15 protein-coding genes are annotated in these 17568 nt (G+C 71.7%); 14 read left to right on the plus strand and 1 reads right to left on the minus strand.

The window, feature by feature from the left end:
- The first annotated feature begins 12 nt into the window (after window positions 1-12).
- The 8 genes from IF89_RS0120015 to IF89_RS0120050 all read left to right on the plus strand — a co-directional run bounded on the left by IF89_RS0120015 (window position 13) and on the right by IF89_RS0120050 (window position 8521).
- Complete coding sequence (locus tag IF89_RS0120015) at window positions 13-1137, plus strand: quinone-dependent dihydroorotate dehydrogenase (protein ID WP_030769665.1); 1125 nt, start codon at window positions 13-15, stop codon at window positions 1135-1137.
- Window positions 1134-1973 carry an orotidine-5'-phosphate decarboxylase gene (gene pyrF, locus IF89_RS0120020; RefSeq protein WP_030769668.1) on the plus strand — a complete coding sequence of 280 codons (840 nt, stop codon included), beginning with the start codon at window positions 1134-1136 and terminating at the stop codon, window positions 1971-1973. The genes IF89_RS0120015 and pyrF overlap by 4 nt, the downstream gene beginning before the upstream one ends.
- Window positions 1974-2287: 314 nt before the next feature.
- Entirely contained in the window at window positions 2288-2611 is a 324-nt protein-coding gene (locus IF89_RS0120025) for an integration host factor (RefSeq protein WP_030008746.1), read from the plus strand.
- 61 nt (window positions 2612-2672) lie between these two features.
- Complete coding sequence (gene gmk / locus IF89_RS0120030) at window positions 2673-3236, plus strand: guanylate kinase (protein WP_030769671.1); 564 nt, start codon at window positions 2673-2675, stop codon at window positions 3234-3236.
- Window positions 3237-3311: 75 nt separating this feature from the next.
- Complete coding sequence (gene rpoZ, locus IF89_RS0120035) at window positions 3312-3584, plus strand: DNA-directed RNA polymerase subunit omega (RefSeq protein WP_004948662.1); 273 nt, start codon at window positions 3312-3314, stop codon at window positions 3582-3584.
- A 129-nt stretch (window positions 3585-3713) separates the two neighbouring features.
- Complete coding sequence (gene coaBC / locus IF89_RS0120040) at window positions 3714-4928, plus strand: bifunctional phosphopantothenoylcysteine decarboxylase/phosphopantothenate--cysteine ligase CoaBC (RefSeq protein WP_030769674.1); 1215 nt, start codon at window positions 3714-3716, stop codon at window positions 4926-4928.
- 196 nt (window positions 4929-5124) lie between these two features.
- Window positions 5125-6333 carry a methionine adenosyltransferase gene (gene metK / locus IF89_RS0120045; RefSeq protein ID WP_030656249.1) on the plus strand — a complete coding sequence of 403 codons (1209 nt, stop codon included), beginning with the start codon at window positions 5125-5127 and terminating at the stop codon, window positions 6331-6333.
- An 88-nt stretch (window positions 6334-6421) separates the two neighbouring features.
- Window positions 6422-8521, plus strand: a complete 2100-nt coding sequence (locus tag IF89_RS0120050; protein ID WP_030769677.1) for a primosomal protein N' — start codon at window positions 6422-6424, stop codon at window positions 8519-8521.
- A gap of 213 nt (window positions 8522-8734) precedes the next feature.
- Here the strand turns inward: IF89_RS0120050 and IF89_RS0120055 are convergent, their stop codons facing one another.
- Window positions 8735-9286 (minus strand): hypothetical protein, encoded by a 552-nt coding sequence (locus IF89_RS0120055; protein WP_030769679.1) that lies wholly within the window; start codon window positions 9284-9286, stop codon window positions 8735-8737.
- 251 nt (window positions 9287-9537) lie between these two features.
- Between IF89_RS0120055 and fmt the strand changes: the two genes are divergently transcribed.
- From fmt to IF89_RS0120085, 6 genes are all read left to right on the plus strand, one after another.
- The gene (gene fmt, locus IF89_RS0120060; RefSeq protein WP_030769682.1) at window positions 9538-10482 is read left to right on the plus strand and encodes a methionyl-tRNA formyltransferase; all 945 of its coding nucleotides are present in this window, start codon (window positions 9538-9540) and stop codon (window positions 10480-10482) included.
- 115 nt (window positions 10483-10597) lie between these two features.
- On the plus strand, window positions 10598-12073 hold the full coding sequence (locus IF89_RS0120065) for an RsmB/NOP family class I SAM-dependent RNA methyltransferase (RefSeq protein WP_030769687.1): 1476 nt from the start codon (window positions 10598-10600) through the stop codon (window positions 12071-12073).
- A gap of 432 nt (window positions 12074-12505) precedes the next feature.
- Window positions 12506-12889: a DUF6507 family protein gene (locus tag IF89_RS0120070; protein WP_030769690.1), complete on the plus strand. Its 384-nt coding sequence runs from the start codon at window positions 12506-12508 to the stop codon at window positions 12887-12889.
- Complete coding sequence (locus tag IF89_RS0120075; RefSeq protein WP_051807304.1) at window positions 12886-15129, plus strand: EndoU domain-containing protein; 2244 nt, start codon at window positions 12886-12888, stop codon at window positions 15127-15129. The genes IF89_RS0120070 and IF89_RS0120075 overlap by 4 nt, the downstream gene beginning before the upstream one ends.
- Before the next feature lie 20 nt (window positions 15130-15149).
- Complete coding sequence (locus IF89_RS0120080; RefSeq protein ID WP_030769694.1) at window positions 15150-15569, plus strand: hypothetical protein; 420 nt, start codon at window positions 15150-15152, stop codon at window positions 15567-15569.
- A 498-nt stretch (window positions 15570-16067) separates the two neighbouring features.
- Window positions 16068-17495: a DUF6177 family protein gene (locus IF89_RS0120085; protein WP_030769701.1), complete on the plus strand. Its 1428-nt coding sequence runs from the start codon at window positions 16068-16070 to the stop codon at window positions 17493-17495.
- Window positions 17496-17568: the final 73 nt, after the last annotated feature.

Consider the following 17568-nt stretch of genomic DNA (forward strand, 5'->3'; position numbering starts at 1 on the left):
AAAAATCGGACGATGTACAAGCTGTTCTTCAACCTGGTCTTCAAGCGGATGGACCCCGAGCGGGCCCACCACACGGCCTTCCGCTGGATCCGCCTCGCCGCCCGCACGCCCGTGCTGCGCACCTTCACGGCCGCCGCCCTGGCCCCGCGGTACAAGGAACTGCGCACCGAGGCGCTCGGCCTGCGCATGCACGGCCCCTTCGGCCTCGCCGCAGGCTTCGACAAGAACGCCGTCGCCATCGACGGCATGTCGATGCTCGGCTTCGACCACGTCGAGATCGGTACGGTCACCGCCGAGCCGCAGCCCGGCAACCCCAAGAAGCGGCTCTTCCGGCTCGTGCCGGACCGGGCGCTGATCAACCGCATGGGCTTCAACAACGAGGGCTCGGCGGCCGTGGCGGCCCGCCTGGCCGCCCGGGAGGCCGCCCTCGGCCACAGGCGCGGCCGGACGGTCGTCGGGGTCAACATCGGCAAGACCAAGGTCGTGCCCGAGGAGGAGGCCGTCGCGGACTACGTCACCTCCACCGAGCGCCTGGCCCGCCACGCCGACTACCTCGTCGTCAACGTCTCCTCGCCCAACACGCCCGGCCTGCGCAACCTCCAGGCCACCGAGTCGCTGCGCCCGCTGCTGACGGCCGTGCGCGAGGCCGCGGACCGCACGGTGACCGACCGCCGCGTCCCCCTCCTGGTCAAGATCGCGCCCGACCTCGCCGACGAGGACGTCGACGCCGTCGCCGACCTGGCCCTGGAACTCGGCCTCGACGGCATCATCGCGACCAACACCACCATCGCGCGCGACGGTCTCGGCCTGAAGTCCTCCCCGTCCCTGGTCAAGGAGACCGGCGGGCTCTCCGGTGCGCCCGTCAAGGAGCGCTCCCTGCAGGTCCTGCGCCGCCTCTACGCCCGGGTGGGGGACCGCCTGGTGCTCGTGGGCGTCGGCGGCATCGAGAACGCCGAGGACGCCTGGCAGCGGATCCTCGCCGGCGCCACGCTGATCCAGGGCTACAGCGCCTTCATCTACGAGGGCCCGTTCTACGCCCGTGCCCTCCACAAGGGCCTGGCCGCGCGCCTGGCCGCCAGCCCGTACGCGACGCTCGCCGACGCGGTGGGCGCCGAGACCCGAAAGGCCGCCCAGTGACCCCGACCCCCTTCGGTACCCGCCTGCGCGCCGCCATGGACTCCCGCGGCCCCCTGTGCGTGGGCATCGACCCGCACGCCGCCCTGCTGGCCCAGTGGGGCCTGCAGGACGACATCGCGGGCCTGGAGCACTTCTCCCGCACCGTCGTCGAGGCGCTCGCGGAGTCGGTGGCGGTCTTCAAGCCGCAGGCCGCCTTCTTCGAGCGGTTCGGCTCCAGGGGCGTCGCCGTCCTGGAGCGGACCGTCGCCGACGCCCGCGCGGCCGGGACCCTCGTCGTCATGGACGCCAAGCGCGGCGACATCGGGTCGACCATGGCCGCATACGCCTCGGCCTTCCTGGACCCGGCCTCGCCGCTGTTCTCCGACGCGCTGACGGTCTCCCCGTACCTGGGCTACGGCTCGCTGGCGCCGGCGGTGGAGCTGGCGCGCACGTCGGGCGCCGGCCTCTTCGTCCTGGCGCTGACGTCGAACCCGGAGGGCGCCGAGGTCCAGCGCGCCGTCCGCGAGGACGGTCGGACCATCGGGGCGACGATGCTGGCCCACCTGGCGGCGGAGAACGCCGGCGCCGCCCCGATGGGATCCTTCGGCGCGGTCGTCGGCGCCACCCTGGGCGACCTCTCCTCCTTCGACCTGGACATCAACGGGCCGCTGCTCGCCCCCGGTATCGGCGCGCAGGGCGCGACCGCCGCGGACCTCCCCGCGGTCTTCGGCAAGGCCGTGCGCAACGTGGTGCCGAACGTCTCGCGCGGCGTCCTGAAGCACGGTCCGGACGTGGACGCCCTGCGTGACGCGGCGCGGCGGTTCGCCGACGAGGTCCGCGAGGCCGTTTCCGCGTAAGGGACGCCCCGCGCGACCTCCCGGGACCCCGCTGCGCAGCCGCGCGGAGCGGGGTCTCGCACTTTCTGACGAAATTCGAACGCCCTTCACCGGACAAAACCGGGGTATTTTGTCCGTGATGTACGGTTCAGTGGAGGCTGACCAGGACTTTTCGTTCGTTCTCGCTGACTGGAGCGGTGTTGGCCGCTAGTCTCCGAGCAGAGTGAACGTGCAGCGAACGAGTTCCATCGCTGTTCGGGAGCTCGCCTGGTGTGGTGCCCTTGGGTTCCCCACCGGTCCGTATCCGACAGTTCGACATCCGAGGTGACGTAGGCGTGGCTCTTCCGCCCCTTACCCCTGAACAGCGCGCAGCCGCGCTCGAAAAGGCCGCCGCGGCTCGCCGGGAGCGGGCCGAGGTGAAGAATCGACTCAAGCACTCCGGCGCCTCGCTCCAAGAGGTCATCAAGACGGGCCAGGAGAACGACGTCATCGGCAAGATGAAGGTCTCCGCCCTGCTGGAGTCCCTGCCTGGCGTGGGCAAGGTCCGCGCCAAGCAGATCATGGAGCGTCTCGGCATCTCCGAGTCCCGGCGTGTCCGAGGTCTCGGCTCCAACCAGATCGCCTCTCTGGAGCGCGAGTTCGGCAGCACCGGCGCCTGAAGCGTCGACTGAAGTTCTCCCGGCGTTCTCAGGCAGTCCCGAGAACCTGGATAATCGCTCTATGGCAGCAGAGGTTCGTCCGCGGCTGACCGTGCTCTCCGGCCCCTCAGGGGTCGGCAAGAGCACGGTCGTCGCGCATATGCGCAAGGTTCACCCCGAGGTATGGCTCTCGGTGTCGGCCACCACCCGCAAGCCGCGGCCCGGTGAGCGACACGGAGTCCAGTACTTCTTCGTCAACGACGACGAGTTCGACAAGCTGATCGCCAACGGCGAGCTGCTGGAGTGGGCCGAGTTCGCGGGCAACCGCTACGGCACACCGCGCGGCGCGGTGCTGGAGCGCCTGGACAGCGGGGAGCCCGTGCTGCTGGAGATCGACCTCCAGGGCGCACGGCTCGTCCGCGAGTCCATGCCCGAGGCGCAGCTGGTCTTCCTGGCCCCGCCGAGCTGGGAGGAACTGGTCCGCCGGCTGACCGGCCGGGGCACCGAATCCGCCGAGGTGATCGAGCGCCGGCTCGCCGCTGCCAAGGTCGAGCTCGCTGCCGAGTCGGAGTTCGACACCACCCTGGTCAACACCTCCGTCGAGGACGTGGCACGTGAGCTGCTAGCCTTGATGGAAGTTGTCTGAACCGTCGATCGAACTTCACGGAAGTCGCCCGACACCGGACGGCCCCATCTTTCATCCATCTTCGGAAGGTAGAGCGTGTCCTCTTCCATCACTGCGCCCGAGGGCATCATCAACCCGCCGATCGACGAGCTGCTCGAGGCCACGGACTCGAAGTACAGCCTCGTGATCTACGCGGCCAAGCGCGCGCGTCAGATCAACGCGTACTACTCGCAGCTCGGTGAGGGCCTGCTCGAGTACGTCGGCCCGCTGGTGGACACCCACGTCCACGAGAAGCCGCTTTCGATCGCGCTGCGCGAGATCAACGCGGGTCTGCTGACCTCCGAGGCCATCGAGGCCCCGGCCCAGTAAGGCCCCGAGGATTCCTTCACCACAGGCCCGGCAGAACATCTGCCGGGCCTGTGGTGTGTCATGGGTGGGTACGACGGATCAGAGCCGAACGCATCGGGCGGGTCGAGAGTGTCAAAAGGGGTGTCTCGGATGGGTAAGCCGAAGGTCGTGCTGGGCGTCAGCGGCGGGATCGCCGCCTACAAGGCGTGCGAACTGCTCCGCCGGCTGACCGAGTCCGGACACGACGTACGCGTCGTGCCCACGGCGGCCTCCCTCAACTTCGTCGGCGAGGCCACCTGGGCCGCCCTGTCCGGCAACCCCGCCTCCACCGAGGTGTGGGAGACCGTCCACGAGGTGCCGCACGTGCGCATCGGCCAGGCCGCGGACCTCGTCGTCGTCGCACCGGCCACCGCCGACATGCTGGCCAAGGCCGCCCACGGGCTCGCCGACGACCTGCTCACGAACACCCTGCTCACCGCTCGCTGCCCGGTCGTCTTCGCCCCCGCCATGCACACGGAGATGTGGGAGCACCCCGCCACCCAGGAGAACGTGGCCGTGCTGCGCCGCCGCGGCGCCCTCGTCATCGAGCCCGCCGTCGGCCGGCTCACCGGCAAGGACACCGGCAAGGGGCGGCTGCCCGACCCCGAGGAGATCTTCGAGGTGTGCCGCCAGGTCCTGCGCCGAGGGACCGCCGAGCAGGACCTCGCCGGCCGCCACGTCGTGATCAGCGCGGGCGGCACGCGTGAACCGCTGGACCCGGTGCGCTTCCTCGGCAACCGCTCCTCCGGCAAGCAGGGCTACGCGCTCGCCCGGACGGCCGTGGCCCGCGGCGCGCGGGTCACCCTGGTCGCGGCCAACACCGCGCTGGCCGATCCGGCCGGAGTGGACGTCGTGCGCGTGGGGACGGCCGTACAGCTGCGGGAGGCGGTCCTCAAGGCGGCCGCGGACGCCGATGCCGTGGTCATGGCCGCGGCCGTGGCCGACTTCCGGCCCGCGGAGTACGCCGGCGGAAAGATCAAGAAGAAGGACGGGGAGGACCCCGCTCCGGTCGCGCTCGTGCGCAACCCCGACGTCCTCGCGGAGATCTCCGCGGACCGGGCCCACGAGGGACAGGTCGTGGTCGGCTTCGCCGCGGAGACCGACGACGTCCTCGACAACGGCCGTGCCAAGCTCCGCCGCAAGGGATGTGATCTTCTCGTCGTGAACGAGGTCGGTGAGACCCGAACCTTCGGATCCGAGGAGAACGAAGCGATCATCCTGTCGTCGGATGGTTCGGAAACCCCGGTACCTTATGGTCCGAAGGAAGTGCTCGCCGAGGCGATCTGGGACCGGGTTACGCAGCGGTTCACGTCACGACGCGCCTGAGCCGATTGCCCTTCACTCGGTCACCTCCGTACGTAAGAATGGGAGTGCCGCAGGTCACACGGCTCCCACAAGGCGAGACGGATGGTCCGGGCAACGGTGGCGACCGATAAACTGCACCCGGAACGTGATCGGGCGCAGCCCCCGATGTGGTTCCGCCAAATGATCAGCCAGCAGCCGCTGCAACCCCAGGAGCGTTGTGTCCCGTCGTCTGTTCACCTCGGAGTCCGTGACCGAGGGCCACCCCGACAAGATCGCTGACCAGATCAGCGACACGATCCTCGATGCACTCCTCACCGAGGACCCGACCTCGCGCGTCGCCGTGGAGACCCTCATCACCACGGGCCTCGTGCACATCGCGGGTGAGGTGACGACGAAGGCCTACGCGCCGATCGCGCAGCTCGTCCGGGACAAGATCCTCGAGATCGGCTACGACTCCTCGAAGAAGGGCTTCGACGGCGCCTCCTGCGGCGTGTCGGTGTCCATCGGCGCCCAGTCCCCCGACATCGCGCAGGGCGTCGACACCGCCTACGAGAAGCGCGTCGAGGGCGACGAGGACGAGCTCGACAAGCAGGGCGCCGGCGACCAGGGCCTGATGTTCGGCTACGCCTGCGACGAGACCCCCGAGCTGATGCCGCTGCCGATCCACATCGCGCACCGGCTCTCGCGCCGCCTGTCCGAGGTCCGCAAGAACGGCACCATCCCGTACCTGCGCCCCGACGGCAAGACCCAGGTCACCATCGAGTACGACGGCGACAAGGCCGTCCGCCTCGACACGGTCGTGGTCTCCTCGCAGCACGCCTCCGACATCGACCTCGACTCGCTGCTCGCGCCCGACATCCGCGAGTTCGTCGTCGAGCACGTCCTGGCGCAGCTCGTCGAGGACGGCATCAAGCTCGACACCGAGGGCTACCGCCTGCTCGTGAACCCGACCGGCCGCTTCGAGATCGGCGGCCCCATGGGCGACGCCGGCCTGACCGGCCGCAAGATCATCATCGACACCTACGGCGGCATGGCCCGCCACGGTGGCGGCGCCTTCTCCGGCAAGGACCCGTCCAAGGTCGACCGCTCCGCCGCCTACGCCATGCGCTGGGTCGCCAAGAACGTGGTCGCCGCCGGCCTCGCCTCGCGCTGCGAGGTCCAGGTCGCGTACGCCATCGGCAAGGCCGAGCCCGTCGGCCTCTTCGTCGAGACCTTCGGCACCGCCAAGGTCGAGACGCAGAAGATCGAGGACGCGATCGGCGAGGTCTTCGACCTGCGTCCGGCCGCGATCATCCGCGACCTCGACCTGCTGCGCCCGATCTACGCCCAGACCGCCGCCTACGGCCACTTCGGCCGTGAGCTGCCGGACTTCACCTGGGAGCGCACCGACCGCGTCGACGCGCTGCGCGCCGCCGCCGGTCTGTAAGGACCACGTCCCGAAAGGCCCCGGACCCCGCGGTCCGGGGCCTTTCGCGTGCGCCCGCCTGTCCGAGCGGTTTGGTAAGAATGCTGATGTGAGCAGCGCGAACGATTCCCCGCCGGAGCAGCTCGCCCTGATCCGGGAGATGGTCGCCGAGGCGAAGGCCAAAGCACCGAAGGCGAAGCCGCGTACCTGGCGGGGGGCCGCGCTCGCCGAAGAGCTGCCCGTCGCCCGGGTCCTCGTGAACAAGGGCGTGCTCCACCTCGACCGGACCTTCGACTACGCCGTGCCCGCCGAGCTCTCCGAGGCCGCCCAGCCCGGCGTCCGCGTCCGCGTCCGCTTCGGCGCCGGCTCCCACCAGGTGCACGGAGGCCGCCGCGAGGGCGGCGGCCTCATCGACGGCTTCATCGTCGAGCGCCGCGCCGAGTCCGACTACAACGGAGCCCTCGCCGCCCTCGCCCAGGTGGTCTCCCCCGAGGTGGTGCTCGGCCCACGCATGCTCACGCTCGCCCGCGCCGTCGCCGACCGGTACGCGGGCAGCCTCGCCGACGTGCTCCAGCTCGCCCTGCCCCCGCGCAACGCCCGCGCCGAGGCCAAGCCCTCCCCGGAGCCGCTGCCGCCGCCCGCCGCCCCCGGGCCCGGCGGCTGGGAGCGCTACGGTGCGGGCCCCGACTTCCTGCGCGCCCTCGCCACCGGCGCCACCCCGCGTGCGGTGTGGACCGCCCTGCCCGGCCCCGGCTGGGCCGACGAACTCGCCCGCGCCATGGCCGCCACCCTGGCCTCCGGCCGCGGCGCCCTCGCCGTGCTGCCCGACGGCCGCACCGCCGCGCGAGTGGATGCCGCCCTCACCGCCCTCCTCGGCGAAGGGCGGCACGCCCTGCTGACCGCCGAGTCCGGTCCGGAGAAGCGCTACCGCCAGTGGCTCTCCGTCCACCGCGGATCCGTCCGCGCCGTCGTCGGCACCCGCGCCGCGATGTTCGCCCCCGTACGCGACCTCGGACTGGTGGCGATATGGGACGACGGCGACTCCAGCCACAGCGAGGACCGCGCCCCCTTCCCGCACGTCCGCGAGGTGCTGGAACTGCGCGCGGTCAGCGACGGCTGCGCCTTCCTCGCCGGAGGCACCAACTGCACCGTCGAGGCGGCCCAGCTCGTCGAGTCCGGCTGGGCCCGCCCCCTCGTCGCGGCCCGCGAGACCGTACGCGCCCACGCCCCCCGGATCCGTACCGTCGGCGACGAACTGCTGGCCCGCGACGAGGCGGCCCGCGCCGCCCGCCTGCCCACCCTGGCCTGGGAGACCGTACGGGAGGGGCTCAAGAACGGTCCCGTCCTCGTCCAGGTGCCCCGCCGGGGCTACGTACCCCGGCTGGCGTGCGAGCGGTGCCGCACACCGGCCCGCTGCACCGTCTGCGCAGGCCCTCTGGAGGCCCCCGACGAGCGGGACCTCACCTGCGGCTGGTGCGGCCGCGGCGAGGAGGCCTGGCACTGCGAGGAATGCGGCTCCTTCCGGCTGCGCGCGCAGGTCGTCGGCGCCCGGCGCACCGCCGAGGAACTGGGGCGGGCCTTCCCGGCCGTCCCCGTCCGGACCTCCGGCCGCGACCACGTCCTGGACGAGGTGCCGGACCGGCCGGCGCTCGTCGTCAGCACCCCCGGCGCCGAACCGGTGGCGGCGGGCACCGGCTACGCCGCCGCGCTGCTGCTCGACGGCTGGGCCATGCTCACCCGACCCGACCTGCGGGCCGGAGAGGACGCGCTGCGCCGCTGGATCGCCGCCGCCTCCCTCGTACGGGCGGACGGCCAGGTCGTGGTCGTCGCCGAGCCGACGCTGCGCCCCGTCCAGGCGCTCGTCCGCTGGGACCCGGTGGGCCACGCCGTGCGGGAGCTCGCGGAGCGCGCCCAGCTGGGTTTCCCGCCCGTCTCCCGGATGGCCGCCGTCGCCGGGCGGGGCGAAGCCGTGGAGGCCTTCCTGGCCGGCGCCGGACTGCCGCCCGACGCCGAGGTCCTGGGCCCGGTGCCGCTGCCCGGGCGGCGCGGGGAGCCCTCCCCCGGGGAGCGGGCCCTGGTCCGGGTCCCGCCCGGCAGCGGGGCCGCTCTCGCGGCCGCCCTGAAGTCGGCGCAGGCGGCGCGCCTGGCCCGCGGCGTGCCGGCGGCGGACGCGGTGCGGGTCAGGATCGATCCGCCCGACATCGGCTGACCTCGCCGGCCTCCGCCGGCACCGCTGGCGGCGCCCGACCCGGCTGACGTCGCCCGAGGTCCTGGCACCGCTGACGTCTGCCCGTCCCGTACGCGCGCGGAACGCCGAAACCCCGGCGGAGAACCGTACGGTCCTCCCCGCCGGGGCGGTGGCGTGCGAGGCGGCGGCCCTGGGCCGGCCGTCGGGGGTCGGCGTCCCGGCGGCGGGACGGGATCAGCCGTTGCGCGGACCGGGGAAGGCGGGCGAGCGCGGGATCTCCCCGAGGGCGCGTCCGGGAGCACTGCCGGTGGCGGCCGCCTGGGCCTCCTCGCGCACGGGCTGCGGCGGCACCGAACGGGCGGCCGGGACGGTGGGCAGCGGCCCCATGGTCCGGGTCGTCGTCCCCTCGGCCAGCGCTTCCGAGGACTCCGCGGACTGCGCCCGCCGGGCACCGTAGCGGCGGTGCACGGCCTGCTTGGTGACACCGAGGGCCGAGCCGACCGCGTCCCACGAGAAACCGAGCGAGCGGTCGAAGTCCACGGCGGCCGTGACCAGCGTCTCGACGCTGTCCCGCAGCTCCTGGGCGAGGCGGACGGTGGGTGCGGGAGCCCGGCCGTAGACGACGAAGCCGGTGGAGGGGCCCGAGCGCCGCGGGCGGTACACGTTGCCGAGCTGGGCGGTGAGCGTACGCAGGGCATCCACCTGCCGGCGAACCCGCTCGATGTCCCGTACCAGGAGGTGCAGGCTGGCCCGGGCTTGGGCGTCGTGGGTGGCGTGGTCGGCCATGAAGAAGCCTCTCGAACCGGTGCTGAAGGGCGGATCGGGCCGCAGACATCGTTCGCACGCGGCCCGTTTCGGTCAATCTCTCTTGACCAACGCGCCACCCGTCGCCCAGGTCACGCTGTGGGGGCGCGTCGGCATATGCGAGTGGCGCGCGGGTCTGCGCACGCCCCCTCCGAGCCACAGGTGGGGCGTCCGGCTGACGCCCCATAGACTGGTGCGCTGCTGACAGCCGACATAGCGAGGTAGGACCCCCAGTGAAGCTCGTCTTCGCAGGCACCCCCGAGGTCGCCGTACCCGCCCTGGACGCCCTGATCGCCTCCGGGCGGCACGAGGTCGCGGCCGTCGTCACCCGGCCCGACGCACCGGCCGGCCGCGGCAGGCGCCTCGTCGCCAGCCCGGTCGCCGAACGCGCCGAGGAGGCCGGCATCGAGGTCCTCAAGCCCGCCCGGCCGCGCGACCCGGACTTCCAGGCCCGGCTGCGCGAGATCGACCCCGACTGCTGTCCGGTCGTCGCCTACGGCGCCATCCTGCCCAAGAGCGCGCTCGACATCCCGCGCCACGGATGGGTCAACCTGCACTTCTCGCTGCTGCCGGCCTGGCGCGGCGCCGCGCCCGTGCAGCACTCGATCATGGCGGGCGACCAGCTCACCGGCGCCTCCACCTTCCAGATCGAGGAGGGCCTGGACTCGGGCCCGGTCTACGGCGTCCTCACCGAGGAGATCCGGCCGACCGACAACAGCGGCGACCTGCTCACCCGCCTCGCCTTCGCCGGCGCCGGACTGCTCGCCGCCACGATGGACGGCATCGAGGACGGCACCCTGCGCGCCGTCGCCCAGCCCCTCGACGGGATCTCCCTCGCCCCCAAGATCACGGTGGAGGACGCCCGGATCGACTGGACGGCGCCCGCGATGCGCGCCGACCGCGTCGTGCGCGGCTGCACGCCGGCGCCGGGCGCGTGGACCGTCTTCCGGGGGGAGCGGCTCAAGCTGATCTCGCTGGGCATGGTCGCCGACCGTACGGACCTGGCACCGGGCGCGCTCTCCGCAACCAAGAACAACGTCCACGTCGGCACCGGTTCGCACGCCGTCGAGCTGCTCTGGGTCCAGCCGCAAGGCAAGAAGCCGATGCACGCCGCGGACTGGGCGCGCGGGGTGCGGATCGCTCCCGGCGAGCGGCTGGGCGGGGCCGACGTAGGCTGAACAGCGCAACACCGCGCAGCACCCCCAGAACCGCAGCACCCCCAGAACCGCAGCACCCCCAGAACCGCAGCACCCGCAGCACTCGCAGCACTCGTACACCCGGAGCACCTTTCACGTGAGCGAACAGCCCCGCCAGCCCCGTCGCAGGCCAGCCCCCGCAGGGGCGGGCGGCAAGCAGGCCAAGCCGTACCGCCGGCCCCAGAAGGACCCCGTCCGGATGCTGGCCTTCGAGGTGCTGCGGGCGGTGGACGAACGCGACGCCTACGCCAACCTCGTCCTGCCGCCCCTGCTGAGGAAGGCCCGCCAGGACGAGAAGTTCCAGGCGCGCGACGCGGCGCTGGCCACCGAGCTGGTCTACGGCACGCTGCGCCGCCAGGGCACCTACGACGCCGTCATCAGGGCCTGCATCGACCGCCCGCTGCGCGAGGTCGACCCGCCGGTGCTCGACGTCCTCTCGCTCGGTGCCCACCAGCTGCTGGGCACCCGGATCCCGACCCACGCCGCCGTCTCGGCGAGCGTGGAACTGGCCCGGGTGGTGCTCGGGGACGGGCGCGCCAAATTCGTCAACGCCGTTCTGCGCAAGATCTCCGCGCACGACCTGGACGGCTGGCTGGAGCGGGTCGCGCCGCCGTACGAGGAGGACGCCGAGGAGCACCTCGCCGTCTACCACTCGCACCCCAGGTGGGTCGTCAGTGCCCTCTGGGACGCGCTGGGCGGCGGGCGCGCCGGCATCGAGGACCTGCTTGAGGCCGACAACGAGCGGCCCGAGGTGACGCTGGTCGCCCGGCCCGGCCGGGCCACGCCGCAGGAGCTGCTGGAGGCGGTCGGCGAGGAGTCGGCGCTCCCGGGGCGCTGGTCCCCGTACGCCGTCCGGATGGCCGAGGGCGGTGAGCCGGGTGCCCTGGAGGCGGTGCGCGAGGGCCGGGCCGGTGTGCAGGACGAGGGCAGCCAGCTGGTGGCGATGGCCCTGGCGGCCGTACCGGTCGAGGGCCGCGACGAGCGCTGGCTCGACGGCTGCGCGGGCCCGGGCGGCAAGGCGGCGCTGCTCGCCGCGCTCGCGGCCGAGCGCGGGGCCTTCCTGCTGGCCTCGGAGAAGCAGCCGCACCGGGCACGGCTGGTGGAGCGGGCCCTGGCGGGCAACCCGGGTCCCTACCAGGTCATCGCGGCGGACGGTACCCGTCCGGCGTGGCTGCCGGGCTCCTTCGACCGTGTCCTGATGGACGTGCCGTGCTCGGGCCTGGGCGTGCTGCGCCGCCGCCCGGAGGCTCGCTGGCGCCGCCGCCCGGAGGACCTGGAGGGCTTCGCACCGCTCCAGCGCGGGCTGCTGCGGCAGGCCCTCTCGGCGGTGCGCGTCGGCGGCATCGTGGGCTACGCGACGTGCTCGCCGCACCTGGCGGAGACCCGGGTCGTGGTGGACGACGTCCTCAAGGGCCGCGGTGCGGGCGCCTCCCCGGTGTCCGCCGAACTCGTCGACGCCCGACCGTTCATGGCGGGCGTCCCCGCCCTGGGCGACGGCCCGGACGTCCAGCTCTGGCCGCACCTCCACGGCACGGACGCGATGTACCTGGCCCTCCTGCGCCGCACGGCGTAGCCGCGGTCGTGCGCCACGGCCCCCCGCGATGATGTCTGTCGCGAGGGGCCGTCGCGTATCTGCGGGCTTCCGCGGCCCTCAGTGGGCGTCTGCGGACGGACGCCATGTGTTCGCCTCGTGTCACGACTGCGCCAGGACCGGTGCATGGCGGAAGACGCCACCGACCCCGACGACTACGCCCGGGCTGGGACGTCGAGGTCCAGCTCCTGCCGGCCGATGCCTGCACGGTGCGGTCGTGAGATGGCGAGAGGCTGTCCCGCGCCTTGTCACAACTCCGTGACAGAGACGGCCGACCAGGCGGAATGACCCTCATTCACTTTGCAGTCAGCAATGCCAAGTTGATAGAAATGGATCACCTGTGCGGGTGGGCGGCGGCGCCGTCGCCGGTGATCGGGGCACTGGAGAGAAGCGTTGTGAAGAACGGGGGACAACGTGTCTGCATGGGACATCAAGCCGGGCGGCGTCCGAGGCGTCCTGAACAAGACCGCCGAAGCGGGCAGTAAGTTCGAGGAGGAGTTCACCTCGTACAGCGACGGCTTGGTCGGCGCCGCGACATCGGCCGGCACGATGGTGCTGGGCGGGACCGAGCTGCCCAAGGAAGGCGCGTTCGGCCCCGTGGCCCAGGCGTTGCTCGAGTTTCAGCAGCGAACGGAAAGCGACCTGAAGTTCCTTCCCGTTCGGACGGGAAAGTCCATCACGGGTGCGCGCCTGGCCACTGAGGAGTACGTCAAGGGCGACCTGCAGATGGCGAAGAACAAGCAGGAGGAGTACTCCAAAGCTCCGACCGCGGAAGAGCTGAAGGGGCCCAAGAAGTGATCGACGTCGGGAAGATACCCACCTTCACCGGCAATCTGGAGACCCTGGAGACGCACGCGGCCGCGCTGAAGACGACCGCCTCCAGCATCCGCGGCACCGGCAGGGACGTGCACACCGCCTTCCAGGCGCTGGACGCGGTCTACGACGCCCCGGAGCAGGAGGAACTGCTCGACTCGACCATTCCCGTGCGGGACAGGGCGGACGCGTTCGCCACGAAGCTGGAGTCCGTCAGCGGGGCGCTGACGACGTTCGCGTCGAGCGCCCGTCCGCTGGTGGACAGGATGAAGCAACTCCGCACCGATGCGGAGAAGTTCGTCGCAGACAACAAGGACGACGAGGACTGGCAGCAGGACCAGGGCAAGATCGACGAGAACGCGCGCCTCGTCCGCGAGGTCGGCGTGACGTGGGTGGCCTTCCAAGGTGTCGAGCGCGACGCTGCCAACAAGATCACCACGCTGGTGGGCGGCACGCACTTCGTCGTAGACGACGGTTCGCACAAGGCCGGCATGTACGGCTTCAAGGAGAGCGACGTCAAGGACGCCAAGGAGACGCCTTGGGGGACGGCCGACGAGCGCGAGTACACCGGCCTGCGAGCCGCGTGGGAGTGGACGAAGGACAACGTCGGCAGCGGCCTGAAGGGCTTCTTCGTCGACGGAGTCTGGGGCACCCTCAAGGGCCTCGGCAACATGGTCAACGTGTTCGACATGGACACCTTCAAGAAGACCTGGTCGGGGATCGGTGACGTCTTCGCCGGTGTCAGCGGCTACATCATCACGCCCTACGACTGGGCGATGGACAAGATGTTCGGCCCGGTCGACCACAGCGACCGGGAGAAGAGCAAGGCCGCGCTGCGCAACTTCGGCAAGTCGCTGGTCGCGTGGGACGAGTGGGGCAAGGACCCGGCGCGCGCCGGCGGCACGGTCGTGTTCAACGTCCTCACCATCGGTGCGGGTTCGTTCCTCAAGCTCGGCAAGGCCGGAAAGATGGGCGTGGGCGCGGAGATCGCGACAGCGGTGGGCAAGGCGGGCGTGCTGGTCGACCCGATGAGCTACCTGGGCAAGGCCGCGAACGTCACCAAGATCAAGGTCGGCGACTTCATGGAGGGCCTGAAGGCCAGCCGCGCGGGCGTGGACGACATGGCCCGCGGCATGCCCGGCGGAACCTCACCCCACCCGACCGACACCGCCGCACCCCCCGTCGGCGCGGGCGACGGTACGCCGCCCGGTTACGAGTACGCCGACCCGCAGGGCAACAAGCGCGTCATCGGCCGCGACGGCATCATCCGCGACGAGCACGGCAACGTCGTCCGGGACACCGAGCCCGTCAGGGAGCCGCACAAGGACGACCTGCCCAACACCCACGAGCCCACCCCGGTCAAGGAGCGCGTCCTCGAAGGCGCGGGCGGCCCCAGCCGCGTGGAGAACTCCACGGGCCACCCGACAAACCCCGCTCACTCCAGCGGTGGATCGCACGCCCCGGGCGGGCATGCCGGGGCAGGGCCGACGGCTCATGTTCCGGCGCACGACCATGGGCACACCTCCTCCGGCGCCGGGCACGGCACACCGCACACGGGGGCCGGCGGCGGCTCCTCCGGCAGTAGCGGCCACGGCACCGGCCAGCATGACCCCGCGGGTCACGGTTCCGGTTCCGGTCACGCCGGCGATCCCCATGACCCTGCGGGTCATGGCGACTCGGCCCACGACCCCGCCGACCCCGGCACGGGCGCGGATTCGGGGTCGGGGCACACCGGGGACACCGCCACTCCCCAACAGGATCCCCCGACGGTGGAGGAGCTCCCTCCCTTGCCGAAGGGCGGTCGTATCCCCGAGCACACCTTCGAGCACGTTATCCGGGGGGAGCTCAAGTACGATCGCAATGGCAACCCCAAGGTGTCCGGTTACCACTTCCGACCCGATGGCCGAGATCTCAACCCCTACATGGTGAAGGTCCCGAGGATCATCGAGATCGATCACAGGACGGGATTGACCACCGGCAATGTGTGGATGCGTGATCCGCGCACCGGGGAGATGGTGATGAAGCGGGCCAAGACCACCTTCTTCCCGCCGGGTTGGTCGGAAAAGCAGGTCAGGCGCGCCATGGAAAAGTCCTTCGAGAACGGCCGGGTCGTCGACGCCGCCACGAACAAATGGCGTGGGGACTGGAAGGGAATCACGTTCGAAGGATATTTCGACCCGATCACCGGCGACGCGAAGACCATTTACCCGCTCATGCCGAAGTGAGCGCAAAGGAGAACAGAGCAGTGATCCGCACCAAGTACTACGTCGAGGACGCCTTCGGGGCGCCTTCCTACTCGGGCCCGGCCGAGCTGAACATCCTGGGGCAGTGGGTCACGGCCGACATCCAGCTCTCGCCGCTGTCCGTCCTGGAGGCTATCGACCTGGTTGCCGAGGCGAAGGCACAGCAGGGATTCACCCCGGAGGACCTGGACGGCAACGCGCACACGGTCACCATCGGCCCTCGGGGCGTGCGGGTGGAGAACTATTTCGTCGAACACGTTCAGGGCGAATACACGCTCGACGATGCGTTCCGCGTACTGGTCGACTTCTGGGACTACTGTTGCCTGGCAAATCCGCAGAAGGCCGACTCGCGCCGCCGCGAGTATGCCGAGGAGCACGGTCGCGATCCGCTGGCCGGAATCCGCGAATACCTCGGGGCATGACGGTTCAGTGCTGACGGCAGCCCTGTTCGCGACCGGGACAGCCGGCCCGGAGGCACCGCCGGGGGGTTGCCGTGCGGTGGTACGGCCCGGGCCATCGTCCGCGAGGGCGATGCGCTGAGGGTCCGGGCGGACTGGCACAGCACGCTCGGAGGCCATGAGTCGCTGCTGGCCGAGCGCGGTGGTGTCGTCGTCCCTGTGCGGGACTTCATCGGTGAGTGGGCGAAGGTTCTGCGGCGGATCGTCACCGACATCGGCGCGGAACGCGTGGAGTTGGAGGAGGACGACCCCTCCGCCGGGCCAAGGCGCTCCTCGCCTCGTGAGCCGTTTGCACGCCGATCCGCCATCTCCCGATCGGCTGCGCGTCCGTCATCCCCAGGTCCGGATCGGCCCGATGCGGCGTTCGGCCGGAGGGCGACGAATCAACGAGATCAGAGGTCGGACCGCGCCGGACTGTCGGCAACTGCTCGGCACGATTGACATGACGACAAGGAACACGGCATGACCAAGGACGTGATCGCGCTCACCGAGCGTATGCCGGACGCGCTCAGCGTCTTGGCGGGCCTGCTCGCGGGCGGCCCGGACCTGCTGGTCGAGGCCGCCGGAGAGGGCGCCGTCGTCCAGCTCTGCGACACCGAGGGCCGGCCGCTCGTCTCGATCGAGGTCCCGCTGATGCTGCAGGTGCCGGGCGAGGCGGTCCGGTTGCTGGGGCCGGGTGCCGAGCTGTCGGGCGGCGGGCCGGCGTGGTGGGTCGAGGCCCGGGCCGCCGCGGGCGTACCGCAGGCCGAGCAGCTCGCCGGAGCCTTCGCGGCCCGTCTGACCATGCTCCTGGGCGGCCGGGTCTGGCCGCCGGACGCCCCGGGCACCGTCGGCGCGGCCCGCCCGGTCGATCTGTCGGGCATCACCGCCGTGCCTGCGCCTGCGGCAGCCCAACCGGCCGTCGACATGCTCACCGACAGGGCCGCCGTCGTCCTCCAGGACCGTCCGGTCGTCCCCATGACGAGCTGGCTCTCCGAGGTACTGCGGGCCACAGTGGAGAGCGATCGGTCCCTGCAGATCGTCACCCCGCCGCACTGCCGCCTCTCGATGCCCACCCGCCTGCTGCTGCAGTCGATGCCCTCACGCTGGGTGGTGCAGGACGAGCGGTGCGGCTACTACGACGGCCTCACGGGTGCCGTGCTCACCTGGCAGGACGACGCCTTCGCCCCGGCCGGGGGCGAGAACGGCGAGACTCCGGTGGCGGACGCGTTCACACAGGCCGAGCCCAGCGGTGAAAAGCAGCTCAGCATCTCCTTCCGTACCCTGCACCGTCCGACGGCGGACCTCGTTCTCGGCGGTGCGCTCGAAGCGGCCTGGCAGGCGCTGACGGGCGGCCTTCCGGCCGGCTGGGGGACCTCGGAGCCCGCCGGCCTGACGTGGTCGCGGCGCCAGCTGACCGAGCTGGCCCACGAGCGGGCCCCCCAATCCACCTGGACCGTCGTCGTCGGCACGCCGGACCGGCCCGCCGTCGCGACGTTGCGTGTGATCCGCACCCCGGAGGGGGTGGAGGAGGACATCACCCTCACGGTCGGCTACGGCCCGGGCGAGGAACTCCCTCTGGAGGCCCTTCCGGGGCTGGCCGAGGGGCTGGTGACGCGGTACGGGCTCAAGACCATGCTGTGCCAGCTGCGCGAAGCCCGCCGGGACCTCAGCACCCCGCCCCATTACGAGAACCCGCCGCTGCCGTACGCCTTCGTACTCGGCCCTGCCGAGGTCCAGGAGGCGGGGCGGGACATCGCGAGCAGGACGCCGCTCAAGGAACGCCCGGTGCCACTGGGCCCGCCAGCCCGGCCGGGCTTCTTCTACGCACTCGGCGACGCCGAGACCGCCGAGAACTGGGCCGCCCTGGAGGTACTGCTGCGCCACCTGCGCGGCGCGCCGCCCGCCTGACCGCCCACCTGTTCGATGCGAGGCCGGTGGTCGGAAGCTGGAGGTTTCCCGTCAGTCCCATCGCCTCTCCGGT

It is taken from the genome of Streptomyces sp. NRRL F-2664, from assembly GCF_000719345.1.
Taxonomy (GTDB): Bacteria; Actinomycetota; Actinomycetes; order Streptomycetales; family Streptomycetaceae; genus Streptomyces.